The sequence below is a fragment of the Kitasatospora sp. NPDC088160 genome (assembly GCF_044741445.1).
In the GTDB taxonomy this organism is placed as follows: domain Bacteria; phylum Actinomycetota; class Actinomycetes; order Streptomycetales; family Streptomycetaceae; genus Kitasatospora.
Window position 1 is genome coordinate 212,394 of record NZ_JBIUSS010000018.1, and the last position, 16,508, is coordinate 228,901.

A 16,508-nucleotide genomic window follows, 5' to 3' on the forward strand; every position below is an offset into this window, starting at 1 on the left:
TCAGGCTCCTTCCTGGCCGTGACGGCCGGGGTGGCCTAGCCGGGTGCGCAGGTCGGCGGCGAGGCGTTCGGCCCGGCCGGGGTCGTCGGGCAGGAGGCCCGCGCCCTCGGTCATCAGCGCGTGGAACTGCTGCTGCTCGTACGGGATGCCGGGCGGTAGGGCGGCGATGTGCCAGTGGACGTGGGCGTTGCCCTGCTGGCTGCCCAGGCTCAGCAGGTAGAGGCGTTCGGTGGGGACGGTCGCGGCGAGCGCGGTCGCCACGCGGTGCACGACCAGTTGCAGGGCGAGGTACTGGTCCTCGGTGAAGCCGCTGACGGTGTCCTCGACGTGGGCGCGCGGGGCGACGAGGAGCTTGCCCGGCAGGGTGGGGTAGCGGTCGAGGAAGGCGACGTGGACGCCGTCGTCCAGGACGATCCGGTGTTCGTACCCGGGCTCACCGGCGAGCATCGAGCAGATGAAGCAGGGGCCGTTGCGGGCCCGCTCGTTGTAGGCGTCGAGGTCGAAGGCGGTCACCGCATCCAGCCTTCCGAGCCGGGGCGCAGCGCCATGTAGCCGTCGACGGGGTCGAATCCGAGGGTGCGGTAGAGCGGGGCTCCGGTTTCGGTGGCACGCAGCTCGATCGATCCGCAGCCGCTGTGCCGGAGTGCCTGGACCAGGGCGGTGGTGACGGCGCGGGCGTGCCCGCGGCGTCGGTGGGCCGGGTCGGTGGCCACGGTGTGGATCCGGGCCCACCTGCCGGTGGGGTGGGTGGGGCCCCGGTAGCCGCGGTAGACGATGCCGATGGCGCAGGAGGCCAGCGTGCCGTCGTCGGAGGGGACGACGTAGGCGAGCAGGTTCGGGTCGGTGCCGAGCCGTTCGCGCATGTCGTCGCGGAAGGTGGTGCGCCAGTCGTCGGTCAGCCGGGCGCCGTCGAGCACCGCGACGCGCAGGCGCAGCAGTTCGTCGGCGTCCTCGGGGCCGGCGGGGCGTACGGGGGATCCGGTCATGCGGGACTGCCTCCGGGGTTCGGTGGTCACTCGGGTGGTTGTCGGGGGAGGCCGGGGCGGACGAGGTGTCGGTCGGTGCCGCCGTCGGGCCGGTGCACGGCGCGGTAGGCGTACGGGATCCGGTTGGTGGGGAAGGGTGGCGGTGCCTTCCTCAGTCCTGGACCAGGTCGCGGGGGTCGGCGCCCTCGGCCCAGCCGTGGGTGGAGAACCCGCGGCCACCGGACAGGTACGCGGACAGGGCGGCGTGGGAGGACGGGAACATCGGCAGCGGCAGCCCGCCCTCGGGCGACCACACCACGGCGAGGTGTTTACCGGGCTCGGTGTTCGTCAACTCGCCCTGCCAGGCGGTGGCGAGGAAGACCGACAGCAGGAAGGGGCCCTTGCCGTCCCAGCCCTGGCGGACCTGGATCGTGTGGACCAGTCGCAGGTCGCACGGGTCGACTTCCAGCCCCGTCTCCTCCGCCAGTTCACGGGCGGCGGCCTCGTCCAGGCGCTCGCCGACCTCGACCTTGCCGCCGGGGATCGTCCACACCGGCGTCGTGCTCCAGCTGTTCGTCGCGTAGTTGATCGTCGTGACCCGGCCGCCACTCCGGTCGTGGACGATGACGGCCACCGCCTGTCGCAGGCTTTCCACAGCACTACCTCCAAGGACTCTTGATCACTGACTTCGGCTCGTCAGGGTGATGTTGGGGTGTCGAGGGTCAGGCCGGTGCCGGCTATGAATCCGTCGGGTGTGTCGGGTCGGTACTGGAGTCGCTTGAGTCGGTTGCGGACGAGGGTTTCGAGTCGGTCGAGGGCGACCACGGCAAGGTTGGCGAGGCTGTGCTTGACGTGTGCCCAGACCCACTCCACGGGGTTGAGGTCGGGCGAGTGGGCGGGAAGGAGGAAGACCGTCAGCCGGTCACGCTCGGCGATCAACTCGCCGATGGCGTGGGAGATGTGGGTGTTCAGGCGGTCCCGGACCAGCACGATCGGTGCTTTGGCGAGGTGGTGGACGCCGTCGACCAGAGCGGTGAAGTCGCGCTCGGCCACTTTGCGTGCGGGGACCTGCGGACTGAAGCCGAGCCTGTGCATCGGCCTCGTGGCGCCCGAGACGCTGTACGAGACGTGGAACTTACGCCTGATCAGCATGGCCACCCGCGCAGCCGTCCACACCTGGTCCTCCACCCAGCAGCACTTCTCGCTGATATCGGCGCGAAGCCCGGCCCCGCGACCCGCATGGGTCCGGGCTTCGCAGACTGGCGCTTGGCAGCCTCCTGGCGACGGCGGCTCGGATCATCCTCTCCGGGATCATCCTCTCCGGGCCGCTGATCACCGCGACTCTGATCTGGGCATCCGTCACGCAGCCCGGACGCGCTCGATGAGATCGGCGACGCCGTCAACCTGGCGGTACGGCTTGAACGCCGGCGCGAGCTCGCGGACCAGGCTGACACACCGCTCGGCGCCGATGCGGGTGGCCAGATCGAGGGATTCGGTGGTGACGGCGAGAGCCTGCTCGACGTCGTTGGATTGCAGGAAGCCCTTGGCCTGGTAGGTCAGGAAGATGCCACGCGTCTTGTCCCGGGCCTTGGGCAGGAGGGCCAGGCCCTCGGCCATCCTGACCCGCGCCTCGTCGGCCCGGCCGAGATCGAGCAGGCACTGGCCGGAGTCGACCGCGAGGTCCGCAGGGCGCATCCACGCGCACCAGCCCGGCGCGGGGTCGCTAGCCCGCGTCGACAGTGCGGTCTCGGCGTCGGACAGGTCGCGGTAGCACGCGGAGCGTTCGCCGAGCGCGGCGTGGGCCCTGGCCCGCCGGAGGAACAGCAGCGACCGGGCGGTGGGGTGCTTGGTACCGGACAGTGCGTGGCCGAGCTGGTCCACCGAGATGTTCGGTTGGCCGATCCAGTTCGACTGGTAGGCGAAGTCGGAGAGCACACCGGCGCTGAAGTCGCGGTCACCTGCGGCGTCGGCGGCTTGCAAGGCTCCTGCCCAGAGCTTTCCCGCGGCGAAGTGCTTGCCCTGGTCGAAGCGGTACCAGCCGCAGGTGGTGGCCAGTGACGCGGCCAGGAGGTGCAGCCGCTTGGCGACGGGCTCGGCGTGGCCGCCGCCCTCGATCAGGTCGGTGACGGTCGCGAGATGAGCGTCCGTCAGCTTGATCGTGTGCTGGCGCTGTTCGGTGGGCAGGGTCGTCAGCTTCGCGCTGGTTTGCTCCAGCCAGTCCACGAGCCCGGGGTCCACGGCTGTCCTGCCGTCGAGGGCGGAAGTCAGGCGATCGGGCTCGATCGTGGCCCACTGGGCGGCGAGGCCGGCCAGCGAGACGGCGCTGAAGGTCATGAAGCTGCGGCGGTCCATGGCGGCTCTCTGTGCATCTCGAAGTGCTTGGACGGTGTACGCCGATCCCAGTGGCAGCGGAACCTCGCGGCCGGGCAGCCAATCGGGCCACCCGAACAGCTCCATGTCGGCGATCGGAACGTCGAAGGCTTCCGCGATCAGGATCTGGGAGTGCAGGTTCGGCTGCTTGCGCCAGTTCTCCCACCGGCTGACGGCCGTCTTGTCCGCGCCGGAGCGGAGCCCGTGCTTGCGGGCGGCCCGGTCGAGGAACACGACGAGGTCGCTCTGTGACCACCCGCGCAGTTCACGGGCGTAGGCGAGGGGGTGCCGGATCGGGTCGTCCACGGGGCCAATTCCATCATCGACAGTGACGGACAGGCTACTGCGCGCGAGCGCGGGACAACCCCGGGAATACAGACAATGCCTGTCCAGGGAAGCGGAGTTGGCGCTGTACTCGACACGCATCGACAAGTTCCCTCACGAAGCGGAAGAAGTCAGCCCATGAAACGACGCGCGGCGGTCATCGGCCTCGGACACCAGGCACTCGAAGACCACCTTCCCGGCCTGCTCGCCTCCAACCGGGCCGAGTTGGTCGCGCGGTCTGCGACAGCGACCCGGACGCCCTGCGGGCCCAGCAGGACACGCACCACGTCCCGGGCTTCACCCGGGCCGCCGACCTGCTGGACACCGTGGCGCTGGACTTCGTCATCGTCGCGGTCCCGCACCACGCCGGCCGGGCCGTGATCGAGGAGTGCGCCGTCCGAGGCGTGCACGTCCTCAAGGAGAAGCCGTTCGCGACCTCCCTGCCCAAGGCGCGCGAGCTCGCCTCGATCTGCCAGCAGGCCCAGGTGGAGCTGATGGCCACGCTCCAACGGCGCTTCAACCCGCTCCACGCGTCCGTGGTCCAGCTCCTGGACCAGATCGGCACCCCATTCCTCATCGACGGCCAGTACACCTTCCACACCGACGACCCCGGCGCGGGCTGGCGCGGAGACGTCAGCCAGGCCGGCGGCGGCTGCGTCATCGACATGGGCTACCACATCGTCGACCTGCTGCTGTGGTACTTCGGGATGCCCAACCGGATCATGGCCGACTTCTCGACCGCCGCGCTGCCCGACGGCGGGTACGACGCCGAGGACACCGCCGTCATCCAGCTCGGCTACGACAACGACCTGTACGGCACCGTGCGCGGAGAACGGCACCAGCACGCCGATGCTGCCGGCCCGCTCCCGGCACGCCTCTGTCCGCTCCCTGGAGCGGTGCGCCCGCCCCGGCGTGGACGCCGTCGCCCGACACGTCGCCGCCCAGGACCCGGCCGCCCGCGGCCGTTGACTGGGCGGGGGAGGGCAGGACCACCGCCGAAAAGCTGCTGCACACGCAGGGGTCTAGTATCGGCCGCATCGCTATAGTATTTTATTTGTCGCGACCCGATAGGTCGATGGAGAGGCCGTAACGGCCGGAGAGGTAGGACGGTCTTGGCCGGAGAGCCGACAGAACCGACAGAGCCCATAGAGCCGACGGGGCCGGGAGAGCCGACAGAGGTGACGGACCGGGCAGCGCAGCACGCAGCTCCACTCCACGGGCGCGTCCTGGTGACCACGGGCTGGTTGCGACCGGGGGACGCCGTGCACCGCCACCTCGCCGCGGCCGGGCTCGACGTCGTGCACGGTTCGGTCGGGGACCGGGCCCGCGGCGGCGCGTCCTTGCCGGAGTTGGTGGGTTCCGTCGACGCGATCGTGGCCGGCACCGACCCCTTCGGCGCGGAGCTGTTCGAGGCGGCGCCCCGGTTGAAGGTGATCGGGCGTACCGGGGTCGGCTACGACAACATCGACCTGGCGGCGGCGACCGCACACGGTGTCGCCGTCTGCCCGACCCCGGGAGTCAACCGCCAGTCCGTGGCCGAGCACACCATGGGGCTGCTCCTCAGCCTGGCCCGCAGGATCCCGCAGAACGTCGCATCGGTCCGTGCGGGCGGGTGGGACCAGGCCGGCGGACGCGAGTTGGCCGGTGCCACGCTCGGCATCGTCGGTCTGGGCGCGATCGGCAGACTCGTGGCCCGCTTGGCGCAGAGCTTCGGCATGCGCGTCGTCGCCTACGACCCGGCCGTCGACCGGGACTACGCGACCGAGCACGGCATTCGCGTGCTCGACCTGGAGCAGTTGCTGGCCGAGTCCGACTTCGTCAGTCTGCACCTGTTCCTCAGCCGGCAGACCCACCACCTGCTGGACGCAAAGGCATTCGCCCGGATGAAACGGGGTGCCTTCGTGGTCAACGCGGCGCGCGGCGGCGTCGTCGACGAGAGCGCCCTCGCGGACGCGCTCGCCTCCGGCAGGCTGGCCGGCGCCGCGCTGGACACCGTGGAGAAGGAGCCGCTGCCGTCCGACAGCCCGTTGCGCTCCTTCGACAACGTGCTGGTGACGGCACACATCGGAGCCGCCACGGTGGAGTCACGTGCCCGCTCCGGGATGATGGCCGCCCGGTCGGTCGTGACGGTGCTACGGGGTGGACGTTCCGAACACACCGTCAACCCGGGGTCGGCCGCTCACGCAGCGGCGTGCACGCGGCGGCCGGAGGCGGACGGAAGGTGACGACGTTTCGTTTCGACGCCAACCTCAAGTGGCTTTTCACCGAGCTGGAGTTCGAGGCGCGCTTCGACGCGGCCGCAGCCGCCGGCTTCGCCGGAGTGGAGTTCCCCTCGCCCTACGGCTACGCCGCTCCCGTCCTTCGGCGTCGGCTGCGTGACGCGGGGCTGACCCAGGTGCTGATCAACACGCCCATGGGCGCGCCCGGAACGCCGACCCGGTCGGGACTGGCCTGCATCCCCGGCCTGGACGGCGAGTTCCGGGCCGGTGTCGAGCGCGGTCTGGAATACGCGACCGCGCTGGACTGCGAGCTGCTGCACGTCGTCGGTGGGATCGTGCCCGACGGGGTCGGTCGGGATCGGGCGTTCGCGTGCTACGTCGCCAACATCGCCTGGGCCGCGGAACAGGCCAGGGAGGCCGGAGTCCGGATCGTTCTGGAGGCGCAGAACAAGCGGGACTGCCCCGGCTTCGTTCTGCAGTCCCAGGAACAGGCGGCCGCGGTGGCGGAGGCGGTCGGCGGGGATCAGGTCGGGTTGTTGCTCGATTTCTACCATCTGCAGATCGACGAGGGCGATCTGATCCGCACCTACCGGCGTTTCCAGGAACGGGTGTGGCACCTTCAGGTCGCCGACCCGCCGGGCCGGCACGAGCCGGGGACGGGAGAGATCGGCTGGCGGGCCGTGCTGCGGGCCGTCGCCGAATCCGGATACCCGGGCTGGATCGGCTGCGAATACGCGCCGGCCGGTGAGACCGTGGCGGGGCTGGACTGGGTGCGGCGGTTCCGGGGAGCGGCGGCGTGACCGCGCCCCGGATCGCGCTGATCAGTGCCGTACCCACGGCGATGGCGCCGGCGGCCGAGGCGCTGCGTGAGGGCTTCCCCGAGGCCGAGGTCTGGCACCTGCTGGACGACCGGCTGCTGTCGGACGCCGACGAACAGGGCGGTCTGACCGCGACGCTGCGGGCGCGGATGCACCGGCTCATCGAACACGCGGTGCGCGGGGGCGCCGACGCGGTTCTGCTGACCTGTTCGCTGTACGGGGTGGTGGCGCAGGAGGCCGCCGGCGGGGTCGCCGTGCCGGTGCTGGCACCGGACCAGGCGGCGTTCGAGCAGATCGCCGCCGGCGGGCTCCGGCACGTCCTGGTGGTGGCCTCGTTCGAGGCGGCGTTGCGGGACTCGGTGGACCGGCTTCGCACGGTACTGGCCTCGTCCGCACCGGCACCGGGGGTCGAGGTGTCGGGTCTGGTCGTGCCGGAGGCCAAGGCGGTGACGGCCGCGGGAGAGCGTGACCGGCTGGTGTCGGTGCTGGTGGAGGGCGTGTCCGCGGCGATCGCGGACGCCGACGCGGTCTTCCTTGCCCAGTACTCGCTCGCCCCCGCGGCCCGCGCTCTCGCGGCGGCCCTGGAGATGCCGGTGGTGTCCGGTCCGGCGAGTGCCGCGAGCGTCCTGCGCACGTTGCTGTCAGGCCCTTGAAACCCGCCTGCTAAATCCTGTAGTCAAGCCAGCACTGAGCGAGTTTCAGAGTGATTCGTATAGGCGGAGCGCCGTGGCTGCACCCCCACCTGGGCAGCCCCCTCGACTGACGCCCCCTCGACTGACGCTCCCGCGATAGAAGCTCCCGCGATTGACGCCCCCCGCCCGCGCGAACAGAGAGGTTTGGCGTGGCCCCATCATCTGAGGTCGGCCTGCTGGTCACCGGCTTCGTCGGCATAGTCGTCGTCGTCCTGTTGATCACGACACGGTTGAAGGTCCATCCGTTCCTGGCGCTGGTGATCGGCACTCTGGGTATCGGGCTCGTCGCCGGGGAGAAGCCCGCGGCGGTCGTTCAATCCGTCACCTCCGGGGCCGGCGGAACGCTCGGGCAGACCGGACTGATCTTGGTCCTGGGCACCATCCTGGGCACCGTGCTCGCCGAATCCGGAGCCATCCGGCGGCTGGCCACCGTGCTCACCCGGGGCCGTTCCCTGCGCACCATCCCCTGGATGGTGAGCCTGCTGGCCTTCGTCGTCGCCCTCCCGCTCTTCTTCGAGGTCGCCCTCGCGGTGCTGCTGCCGCTCCTGTTCAGCATCGCGCGGGAGGTCGAGACCACCATGCTCGACAGTGAGGGCCGCGACGCGAAGGGCAGGAGGACTTCGCCCTACCTGCTCGTGGGTGTCCCGGCACTGGGCACCGTCGCCTCGATCCACGCGCTGGTCCCGCCCCACCCCGGCCCCACCGCCGCCGCGACCGCCCTCCACACCGAGGTCGGGACGGTCATCGGCTACGGCCTGCCGGTCGCCGTCATCACCATGGTGGTCTCCGGCCAGTTCCTGGCCGGCCCGATCGCCCGCCGCGTCTTCCCGGTGCCTCCGCCCAGACTCGTCGAACAGTTCACGCTCAAGGCCGATGACCGGACCCCGCCCGGCATCGCCCTGTCGGTCATCCCGGTGGTGCTGCCGCTGATCCTGGTCGTGGGCCAGTCCGTGGTCACCGTCGCCCACCTGACCGGGGGTTGGGCGAGTGCGCTCGGCTTCGTCGGCCAGCCGGTGGTGGCGCTGCTGATCGCGGTGATCCTCGCGGTCATCGGCCTCGGCTGGGGGCGGGGAGTCAGCGGGCAGCAGCTGAAGGGCCAGGTCGACGACAGCATCGCGGCCATCGCCCCCATCCTGCTGATCATCGGGGGAGGCGGCGCCCTGAGCGGGGTCATGCTGGACTCCGGGATCGGCAAGGCGATCGCCCACCTCACGCACGGCCTGGGCGTCTCTCCGCTCATCCTGGCCTGGGTGATCGCGGCCCTCATCCGGTTGGCGGTCGGCTCGGCGACCGTCGCCATCATCACCGCCTCCGGGATCGTCGCCCCCATGGTGCCCGAGACTCCCGGACTGCACCCGGCGTTGGTCGTCCTCGCACTCGGCTGCGGCTCCATCATCTTCCCGCACATCAACAACGCCGCCTCCTGGCAGGTCAAGGAGAGCTTCGGCATGTCACTGACGGACATGTTCAAGAGCTTCACCGTCATCGAGACCACCGTGTCGCTGCTCGGCTTCGGCTGTGTACTCGCCATATCCGCCCTGGCCTAGGGCCTCTCCTCCCACGACCGAGCCAGACGGAAAGGAAACACCATGATCGGTGTGATCGCCGACGACGTCACCGGTGGCACCGACGTCGCAGCCGCGCTACGACGTCAGGGCCTGCGCACCCTGCTCTGCTTCGGCACCCCCGACGAACTCCCGGCGCAGCAGCCCGTCAACGCCGCCGTCATCTCGCTGAAGACCCGAACCGCCCCAGTGGCAACGGCAGTTGAGCAGAGTCAGGCCGCCGCGCTGAGGCTGTCCCGAGCCGGAGCCAACCGGCTCTACTTCAAGTACTGCTCCACTTTCGACTCCACCGCCCAGGGCAACATCGGCCCGGTGCTGGACGCACTCGGCCAGGCGACCGGCGGCGGCCCGGTCGTCACCACACCGAGCTCGCCCGAGCACGGCCGCACCCAGTACCAGGGGTACCTGTTCGTCGACGGCACGCTGCTGGCCGAGTCCCCGATGCGGCACCACCCCCTGACACCCATGCGGGACTCCTTCCTCCCCAGGCTGCTCGATGCCCAGTCGGCCCACCCCGGCTGTGCCGTGCTGGACCACACCGTCGTCTCCGGCGGCGCCGACCGGATCCGCTCCACCATCCGTCAACACGCCGGGCACACCCGCTACCTCCTCGCGGACGCGCTGACCGACGACGACCTGTACGCGATCGCCCAGGCCTGCGAGGACCTGCCGCTGGTCGCCGGCGCCGCGGGGTTGGCCGGCGCGCTCGCCAGAGTGCACGCCGAGCGCTCCGCCTCCGCACCCGGCGACCGGGCAGGTCGGCCCGTGCGACCGGACGGTCCCGCGGTCGCCCTGGCCGGAAGCTGTTCCAGGCGCACCCTGGAGCAGATCGATGCCATGCGCGCGGCGGGCCGCCCCGTCCACCGCCTCGACCCGCTGACCGACCGGGAACCGGCCTCCCTCGCCGACCGGGCACTCGCCTGGTACGACGATCTCGGCAGCCGGGCGACCGAAGCGGGGCCGCTGATCCACTCCTCGATGCCGCCGCACGCACTGCGGGACGTTCAGCACGCCCTCGGCCTGGAGCGGTCCGCGTCGATCCTGGAGGCCGCACTCGGTCGCATCGCCCGGGGACTGGCCGAACGCGGGGTGACCCGACTCGTCATCGCCGGAGGAGAGACGTCCGGCGCGGTCGTCAGCGCGCTCGGCGTCGACGGAGGCCAGGTCGGCGCCGAGGCGGCGCGCGGGGTCCCGTGGATCCACACCGCCGCCGGTCTGGACATCCTGCTCAAGTCCGGGAACTTCGGCGAGCGGGACCTGCTGCTCACCGCCACCGCCGCAGGGGGTGCCCGATGACCTCGCGCTCCCCGGACCGCCGCAGGGGGCGCCGCGCGACCGGGCCCTCCCGGACCGCGGCAGGCGAGGAACTGGTCCGCACGGCACGCTCATTGTTCTCCCGCGGCCTCACCCACGGCAGTACCGGCAACCTGTCCGTCCGCACCCCGGAAGGGATTCTGGTGACCCCCACCGGCTCCAGTCTGGGCACGGTCACCGTCGACCAGCTGTCCCTGGCCGACGAGTACGGGCGGCACGTCGACGGACCCCCGCCCTCCAAGGAGGCCTTCCTGCACGCGGCAGTGCTCCGCGCCCGGCCCGACGCCCAGGCCGTCGTCCACACCCACTCCACGCACGCGGCCGCGGTCTCCTGCCTCACCGGCCTCGACCCCGAGGACGCGTTGCCGCCGCTGACCGCGTACTTCGCGATGCGCATCGGACAGCTGCCGGTCCTGCCGTACCACGCCCCGGGCGATCGCGGCCTGGAGGAGGTGGTGGAGGAGACCGCCGGGCGCAGGCACGCCATGCTGCTGAGCAATCACGGCCCCGTCGTCGCGGGCGCAGCCCTGGCCACGGCGATGGACGCGCTGGAGGAACTGGAGGAGACGGCCCGGCTCTTCCTCCTGCTGCGCGGCCTGCCGACGCGGCCGCTGACCGGGGCCGAACGCGCCGCGCTCACCGCGTCCGCGTAGTCCCGACGCCGAGCCCCGCACCCCCGCCGCGGCACCGATCGAACCGGTGCCCGGCCGAGAAGGAAAGAGTGAAGACATCGTGTCCGACAGCAACAGTGCCGACACCACCGCCCGGCACTCCCTCACCCTGTTCAGCGCCCTGGCCGTCCGCAAGGCGCTGGACGAGGTCGTCCTGCCCGCCTTCACCCGGGACAGCGGGGTGAGCGTCATTCCCGTGTTCGACCCCACGGTCCAGCTCGTCCGCCAGATCGACGCGGGCACACCCTTCGACGTGATGATCGGTGTCACCGACTCCTTCTTCCCGCTCGCCGAACGGGGTCTGGTCGACCTCGACACGCGTACCGCGATAGCCCGTACGGGAGTGGGACTCGCCGTACCGCCCGGCACCGCGCACCCGGACATCAGCACCCGCGACGCCCTCGTCACGACCCTGTGCGCCGCTCGCAGCGTCGCCTACTCGCGGACCGGGGCGAGCGGCCTGTACTTCGCCGGGCTGCTGCGTGACCTGGGCATCGCCGACGAGATCAATGCCAGGGCGACCGTCATCGAGAAGGGCTTCATCGCCGAGGCCGTCGTCGACGGCCGCGCCGACATCGCCATCCAGCAGTTGAGCGAACTCCTCTTCGTGCCCCGGGCCGACATCGTCGGCCCGCTCCCCGAAGAGGTGCAGCACTACAGCCAGTTCTCGGCGATCGTCAGCACCCGCACCGCCCGCTCGGCCGGAGCCGCCGCGGCCCGCTCGCTGCTCGCCCACCTGCGCGGGCCGCTCGCCGCCGAGGCCTACACGCGCACCCTGCTCGACCCGGTCACCACGTACTGATCCGGTAACCGGGTCGGTGTTCTCCGGCCCGGTACTCAGTGCTCGCCGGGGGCAGCCGTCTGGATCCGGTCCTTCGCGCTCGCGAGGTGGCGTCGCATCAGTTCGGCCGCCCCTTCCGCATCCCGGCGTCGCAGGGCCTCATAGACCATCCGGTGTTCTCCGGCCGCGTGGGCGGCACTCGTCTGCCCGCGCTTGCTGAACAGCCGGAAACGCTGCACATGCCCGCCGAGCGCGAGCAGCGCCTGTTCGAGGAAGGGGTTGCCGCTCTGCGCGGCGATCAGCCGGTGGAAGGTGTCGTCGGCCGTCCAGTAGTGCTGGAACCCCTCGGTACGGGTGTCCGCGCTGGACGCCGAGTGGTCCAGGTCGTCGACGGCGGCGCGCAGGGTGTCCAGGAACTCCGGCGTGGTCCGCAGTCCGGCCTCCAGGGTGAGCGCGGGTTCGAGCACCAGCCGTGCCTCGAACAGCTTCCCGATCTCCCGCTCGCTCAGCGCGTCGGCGACCCGGTACCCCTTGAGGGCCTCGCGCCGGACCAGACCGGTGTGCTCAAGCCGTGCCAGCGCCTCGCGTAGGGGCGTCTGACTGACGTCGAGCTCACGCGAGAGCGCGCCGATGTTCAACGGCGAACCCGCGACCCGTTCGCCGGCGATGAACTGATCGAGCAGCACCCGGTACATGCGATCGGCAATGGGCTCACGCGTGGAACCAGACCTGGTCGACACAATCCTCCTCGCGGGAATCAGACAGGATGAGGCACGGTGATGTGCAAAGGACACAGATCATATACCGGTATCCCTCCCGGCCGACGGCCTGATCGGCTCGTCCTGGTCGAAGTGCAGGCCCAGCTCGGCGTCCGAGGCGTCGTTCGGGTCCTCCTGGAGCCGGCGCAGCGGGTAGACCTCCTGCGAGGTCTCGCCCTTCGCCACCAGCGCGTCGAGCGACTCCACGGACGGCGTCTCGACCGAGCAGGAGCCGTACCGCTCGAAACCCGCGCGGATGACGTCGAGCCAATGCTGCTCGACGAGCCGCACTTCAGGAAGCCGCTCGGGTCTTGGCTGTCATCGCCGCACCCGTCTTGAGGGGCCCGCCTTGTGAGAGGTGGGGCGTTGCGGTCGTTTTCCGGAGAGGAGTTGACGCACCAACTGGTGCAGCGAAACCACCCCGGTGATCGGTGGCAGGCCTGCGACGATCACATCGGGGATGGTCGGTGAGGCGTCGGCCACGCACAGGCCGGCCGCCGTGGCGGAGAAGGCGACCACCACGACCCACGAGTGCACGGGCCGACGTCCGTCCAGCGCGGCGTGCAGTACCGACAGGCAGCCCACCAGCCACGGCCCGTAGATGACCAGCGGCCACAGGTGAGGAAGTCCGCTCGGCGCTCGATTGAGCGCCAGGTTGCGCAGCGGGTCGTAGGCGAGTAACCAGCCCAGCACGCACACCGCGATGACGGTCATGGTGCTGAGTGCCACGAACAGCGAGCCGAGGACCTGTGACCAGGTGGCCTCAGCGGGGGGCGTGCGCCGTCGGTGTCGGGAGATCGGGCGTCTGGGGTCGGCGCCGGACAGGCCTGGATCGCTGACGGGAGCGCGGGGGTGCGGGACGAAGGGACTCTCCGGGTCCCAGGTGCCCAAGGCTTCGATGGTCGGGTACGTGGGCGAGTCCTCCGGTTCGAACTGGGTGGCGCCACCCTGCGGGGGGAGGAAGGCGGCTCTCGGGTCATACACGGCGCCCTCCATGTCCTTGCCGTCTCCGCCGGGCGACGGTTGCCCGTCCGGCGCGCATCTCGGTCGTCATGCGCCGGTCGGGACCGGCTCCGCGCCACAGCGTCTGGCGAAGTCCTCCTCGAGCTGACGGAGCGTCCGCAGGAAGTCGGCCAGGTAGCTGGAGCAGTGGTGCAGGACGACCCGTTCGCCGTTGCATGACAAGTAGCCGATCCGTACGTCACCCGCCGGGTTCCGCCGATCCGGGACGAAGAACCACTCGCCGAGCCTGGTTGCCGGCTCCTTCGGCAGACGGTGCGGCAGAGTCATTGGTTGGCACATTGAACTCATGCCCCATCAACGAAATGGCTGCCGGGATGCGTATCCGGCATCCGGGCGTCGTTCCATATTCAGCATTCCGGCGCTCTCCGAAAATACCCGGACTGGTTCAGGCCCGGCTGCGTTCCGGGGCCCGCCCGGGCTGTCGCAAATTCCTGTGTTGGTGCAGACGGGCCCCTGGGGGATGTCCAGGCGGTCGAGCGGGCGCGTGAAGGGCCAGTGGGAGGTGTGCCGGCACCAGTGGTGAAGGCGGTGTCGTGGTCGGAGTGGACCCGGTTCTCGATGTTCGACCGGAGCTTTGCCGCGTTCGTGACGGCCTGACCCGCGCCCTTGGTACCGCCGCTACCTGCGGACTCACATGACCGGCCCTTTACTTTCGGCGCCGGAAAATGGATTTCCGGTGAATCCTGATTTCCACCTGCCTCCCGGGTGGCAAATGGTCGGTTCAGTGAGCCGCTGCCCGCCGGCCGATTACCGTGGAATATGGGCGTCGTCCCATATGAGTTTCCGGTGCGGCTCGTCAAACCTCCCCGGAGATGCGGGCCGTGGCGTAATTCATCTCGATGGCGGCGCTCCCTGAAATTCCCCAGGGCGCACGCCCGGCGCTCGATCCTCCCTCTATTCGTTCGGAGTGGTCGTGTAGCATTTGCGGCCGTACGGGGATCGCTCAAATTCGGGCCCCGCCTGCGAGTGAAGTCCAGGTTGTGAGGAGCAGCGGATGCTCACCAAGGAGGAATACGAGAATGTGCGGGACCTGCACCTGCAGGGATGGTCCATCTCGGCCATCGCCCGGCACCTGGGGCATGACCGCAAGACGGTAAGGCTCTACCTCCGCGGGGAGCGGACCGTGGGGATCCGCAGCTCGGCCCAGGACCAGCTCTCCGCTTTCCTCCCGTACTGCCGGCAGCGACTCGCGGACGATCCGCACCTGCCGGCATCCACGCTGTTCGACGAGGTCTCGGCGCTGGGCTATCCGGGTGGATATTCGACCTTCACCCGGGCCGTACGCAAGCACCGGGTCCGGCCGGCCTGCGAGTTCTGCGGCTCAGCCGGGTTCGGTGACGGCGGTGTTGCCCCGCGTCCGGCGGACGAGAAGGTCCGGTTCGAGTGGCTGGAGCTTCCCGGGCCACCGGCGGAGTGGGACGGCAGGAGCCCGGCCCGTCTGCTACTGGGCTCGGTCGCCCGGCCGGATCGTTGGCGCGCCGTGATCGTCGAAGGCGGAGAACTCCCGCAGCTCGTCGAGGGGATCGACCAGGTGCTGCGGCGGCTGGGCGGTACCACCGGATGCTGGCGGTTCCGCCGGTCGCCGACCGTGTGGTGCGTGGACACCGGTCGGGTGACGCCGGCCTTCGCGCGGGTGGCCAAGTACTACGGCGTGACGGTCAAGGTCTGCCGGTCCGACCGGGTCAGTGCCATGGACGCGGCCCATCGCGCCACCGTCCAGAACTGGTGGCTCACCGTTCCGGACGGTCGCTCCCTCTGGAGTGCCCAGGAGAGCCTCGACCGGTACGCGTCCGCCCTGGACGGCCGCGGCCGCACGGTCGGCGACCCGGACCAGTCGGCTCCGGCGACGGCTCTGCTGGACCTGCCGGGCACCCCGTACCCGCTCCAGAGCTGCGTCGACCGCACTGTCATGCCGCAGGGCTTGGTGCCCTATCGCGGGAACTTCTACGCGGTCTCGGCCGATCTGGCCGGCGCGGAAGTGCACGTCCGGCGACGCCTCGGGGAATCGTTCCTGTCGATCACCGCCGCGAGCGGAGCGGTCATCGCCTGCTACGCACTGGCGCCGCAGGGTGCTGGGCTGAGGCTGGTCGACCGCGACAGGGCCATCATGTTGGAACGCCCGGTCCGCCCGCCCCGTGTCGAGGCCCCACCCTGCCCGCGTGGCAAGGACCACCTCCCGCTCTCCCCGGCGGCTCGGGCCGAGGCCGAGGCCCTGTACAGGAATGGCTTGGCGCCAAGGCCCCAAAGGTCCTGACGAAGCCAGGTCGACCACGCCCCGGAAGCCCGCCCCGGCACCGATCGGCAGCTGCAGGACCAGCGGCACGGCGCGGAAGCGGTCCACGACCTGGTCGACGCTGCGGTGGAAGTCGGTGTCGCCGTGGTCGAGTTCATCCGGCCGGGAGTGGATCTCGTTCCCTATCAGCAGGTGGTCGAAGGAGGACCGCGGGACAGATGCCCGCCGGTTGGCGTTGCACCTGCACCCCCGCTGCCTCGCCCGGCCGCGTGACCGTGCCGGAAGTGACCTCCTCGGACCGCAAGCCGGTCTGGCCGGCTCCGGGAGGCGAGCCTCCCGGGCGGCGCCCCGGATCGAGAAGCGGCGGCCGGGCGCTACCCGGCCTGCCCTGGAACCGCGCGGGATCGTCAGGATTCCGGCGTACGACACCTGCGCAGCGGCGAGAGCGCCGTCGTCCCACTGGCGGCGCTTCCGTGTTCGGTCGTGCGGCAGGGCCGGTGACGGTGGAGGTCTGGCCGGGGTCGTGCTCCGCATCCGGACGTGTCGGAGGTGCCGTGGTCGGGGGCGGGGTCATCTTCTGTGTCTGGCGGCCCAGATGATGGCGGCGGCGAGGATGAGCGCCGCACGGGTGTGGTTCGGGCCGGCTGCCGTTCGGTTGCGGCCTGGCCCATCCGTCGGGGTGGTGATGCTCAGGGTGAGGTCGTTGTCGGCGAGGTTGCGCAGGATGTTGCGGCTCTGCTGGAGGGTGCCGGGGGCGGCGATGATGAGTTCGAGG

The 16,508-nt window shown here is 70.7% G+C and carries 18 protein-coding genes and 1 pseudogene; 9 read left to right on the plus strand and 10 right to left on the minus strand.

All coding sequences use genetic code 11. The features are described 5' to 3' along the window. From ACIOGZ_RS27190 to ACIOGZ_RS27210, 5 genes are all read right to left on the minus strand, one after another. Window positions 1–513, minus strand: coding sequence for an HIT family protein (locus ACIOGZ_RS27190; RefSeq protein ID WP_400987732.1), 513 nt, complete (start codon window positions 511–513; stop codon window positions 1–3). Then, on the minus strand, window positions 510–986 hold the full coding sequence (locus tag ACIOGZ_RS27195; RefSeq protein ID WP_400987734.1) for a GNAT family N-acetyltransferase: 477 nt from the start codon (window positions 984–986) through the stop codon (window positions 510–512). The genes ACIOGZ_RS27190 and ACIOGZ_RS27195 overlap by 4 nt, the downstream gene beginning before the upstream one ends. Before the next feature lie 151 nt (window positions 987–1,137). Further along, window positions 1,138–1,620 carry an NUDIX domain-containing protein gene (locus tag ACIOGZ_RS27200; RefSeq protein ID WP_400987736.1) on the minus strand — a complete coding sequence of 161 codons (483 nt, stop codon included), beginning with the start codon at window positions 1,618–1,620 and terminating at the stop codon, window positions 1,138–1,140. 41 nt (window positions 1,621–1,661) lie between these two features. Continuing rightward, a complete protein-coding gene (locus ACIOGZ_RS27205; protein WP_363633324.1) occupies window positions 1,662–2,153 on the minus strand; it encodes a winged helix-turn-helix domain-containing protein in 492 nt (163 codons plus the stop codon). 171 nt (window positions 2,154–2,324) lie between these two features. Then, window positions 2,325–3,761 carry a helix-turn-helix transcriptional regulator gene (locus tag ACIOGZ_RS27210; protein ID WP_400987738.1) on the minus strand — a complete coding sequence of 479 codons (1,437 nt, stop codon included), beginning with the start codon at window positions 3,759–3,761 and terminating at the stop codon, window positions 2,325–2,327. Window positions 3,762–3,904: 143 nt separating this feature from the next. Here ACIOGZ_RS27210 and ACIOGZ_RS27215 point away from each other — a divergent pair. The 8 genes and pseudogenes from ACIOGZ_RS27215 to ACIOGZ_RS27250 form a co-directional block, all read left to right on the plus strand. Next, window positions 3,905–4,705 (plus strand): annotated as a pseudogene (locus ACIOGZ_RS27215) (Gfo/Idh/MocA family protein); the annotation flags it as partial. 216 nt (window positions 4,706–4,921) lie between these two features. After that, entirely contained in the window at window positions 4,922–5,884 is a 963-nt protein-coding gene (locus tag ACIOGZ_RS27220; protein WP_400987740.1) for a phosphoglycerate dehydrogenase, read from the plus strand. Beyond that, entirely contained in the window at window positions 5,851–6,678 is an 828-nt protein-coding gene (locus ACIOGZ_RS27225) for a hydroxypyruvate isomerase family protein (protein WP_400987742.1), read from the plus strand. Before ACIOGZ_RS27220 ends, ACIOGZ_RS27225 begins: the two co-directional genes overlap by 34 nt. Beyond that, the gene (locus ACIOGZ_RS27230; protein WP_400987744.1) at window positions 6,675–7,349 is read left to right on the plus strand and encodes an aspartate/glutamate racemase family protein; all 675 of its coding nucleotides are present in this window, start codon (window positions 6,675–6,677) and stop codon (window positions 7,347–7,349) included. Before ACIOGZ_RS27225 ends, ACIOGZ_RS27230 begins: the two co-directional genes overlap by 4 nt. 188 nt (window positions 7,350–7,537) lie before the next feature. Continuing rightward, a complete protein-coding gene (locus ACIOGZ_RS27235; protein WP_363633332.1) occupies window positions 7,538–8,935 on the plus strand; it encodes a gluconate:H+ symporter in 1,398 nt (465 codons plus the stop codon). Window positions 8,936–8,977: 42 nt separating this feature from the next. Next, on the plus strand, window positions 8,978–10,249 hold the full coding sequence (gene otnK, locus ACIOGZ_RS27240; protein WP_400987748.1) for a 3-oxo-tetronate kinase: 1,272 nt from the start codon (window positions 8,978–8,980) through the stop codon (window positions 10,247–10,249). Continuing rightward, complete coding sequence (gene otnC, locus ACIOGZ_RS27245) at window positions 10,246–10,920, plus strand: 3-oxo-tetronate 4-phosphate decarboxylase (protein WP_363633335.1); 675 nt, start codon at window positions 10,246–10,248, stop codon at window positions 10,918–10,920. The genes otnK and otnC overlap by 4 nt, the downstream gene beginning before the upstream one ends. 79 nt (window positions 10,921–10,999) lie before the next feature. Continuing rightward, window positions 11,000–11,740, plus strand: a complete 741-nt coding sequence (locus tag ACIOGZ_RS27250; RefSeq protein ID WP_400845402.1) for a substrate-binding domain-containing protein — start codon at window positions 11,000–11,002, stop codon at window positions 11,738–11,740. 35 nt (window positions 11,741–11,775) lie between these two features. Here ACIOGZ_RS27250 and ACIOGZ_RS27255 read toward each other — a convergent pair whose 3' ends face one another. The 4 genes from ACIOGZ_RS27255 to ACIOGZ_RS27270 all read right to left on the minus strand — a co-directional run bounded on the left by ACIOGZ_RS27255 (window position 11,776) and on the right by ACIOGZ_RS27270 (window position 13,767). Further along, window positions 11,776–12,414: a GntR family transcriptional regulator gene (locus ACIOGZ_RS27255; protein WP_363589270.1), complete on the minus strand. Its 639-nt coding sequence runs from the start codon at window positions 12,412–12,414 to the stop codon at window positions 11,776–11,778. Window positions 12,415–12,516: 102 nt separating this feature from the next. After that, a complete protein-coding gene (locus tag ACIOGZ_RS27260; protein ID WP_400845406.1) occupies window positions 12,517–12,768 on the minus strand; it encodes a hypothetical protein in 252 nt (83 codons plus the stop codon). A 27-nt stretch (window positions 12,769–12,795) separates the two neighbouring features. After that, on the minus strand, window positions 12,796–13,461 hold the full coding sequence (locus ACIOGZ_RS27265; protein WP_400987750.1) for a DUF2637 domain-containing protein: 666 nt from the start codon (window positions 13,459–13,461) through the stop codon (window positions 12,796–12,798). Between the two features lie 66 nt (window positions 13,462–13,527). After that, a complete protein-coding gene (locus ACIOGZ_RS27270) occupies window positions 13,528–13,767 on the minus strand; it encodes a hypothetical protein (protein ID WP_363589276.1) in 240 nt (79 codons plus the stop codon). A 727-nt stretch (window positions 13,768–14,494) separates the two neighbouring features. On the opposite strand from ACIOGZ_RS27270, the gene ACIOGZ_RS27275 reads away from it, so the two are divergent. Further along, entirely contained in the window at window positions 14,495–15,754 is a 1,260-nt protein-coding gene (locus tag ACIOGZ_RS27275; RefSeq protein ID WP_400987752.1) for an IS21 family transposase, read from the plus strand. A 549-nt stretch (window positions 15,755–16,303) separates the two neighbouring features. Here the strand turns inward: ACIOGZ_RS27275 and ACIOGZ_RS27280 are convergent. Continuing rightward, window positions 16,304–16,508, minus strand: a 205-nt coding sequence (locus tag ACIOGZ_RS27280) for a hypothetical protein (RefSeq protein ID WP_400812487.1), incomplete at its 5' end; no start/stop codon positions are given.

Excerpts from the sequence above, each read along its gene's own strand:
- ACIOGZ_RS27275 (WP_400987752.1), top strand. The coding sequence starts at position 14,495 with ATGCTCACCAAGGAGGAATACGAGAATGTGCGGGACCTGCACCTGCAG.
- otnC (WP_363633335.1), top strand. The coding sequence starts at position 10,246 with ATGACCTCGCGCTCCCCGGACCGCCGCAGGGGGCGCCGCGCGACCGGG.
- ACIOGZ_RS27270 (WP_363589276.1), bottom strand. The coding sequence starts at position 13,767 with ATGACTCTGCCGCACCGTCTGCCGAAGGAGCCGGCAACCAGGCTCGGC.
- ACIOGZ_RS27195 (WP_400987734.1), bottom strand. The coding sequence starts at position 986 with ATGACCGGATCCCCCGTACGCCCCGCCGGCCCCGAGGACGCCGACGAA.
- ACIOGZ_RS27255 (WP_363589270.1), bottom strand. The coding sequence starts at position 12,414 with ATGTACCGGGTGCTGCTCGATCAGTTCATCGCCGGCGAACGGGTCGCG.
- ACIOGZ_RS27210 (WP_400987738.1), bottom strand. The coding sequence starts at position 3,761 with ATGCGTGTCGAGTACAGCGCCAACTCCGCTTCCCTGGACAGGCATTGT.
- otnK (WP_400987748.1), top strand. The coding sequence starts at position 8,978 with ATGATCGGTGTGATCGCCGACGACGTCACCGGTGGCACCGACGTCGCA.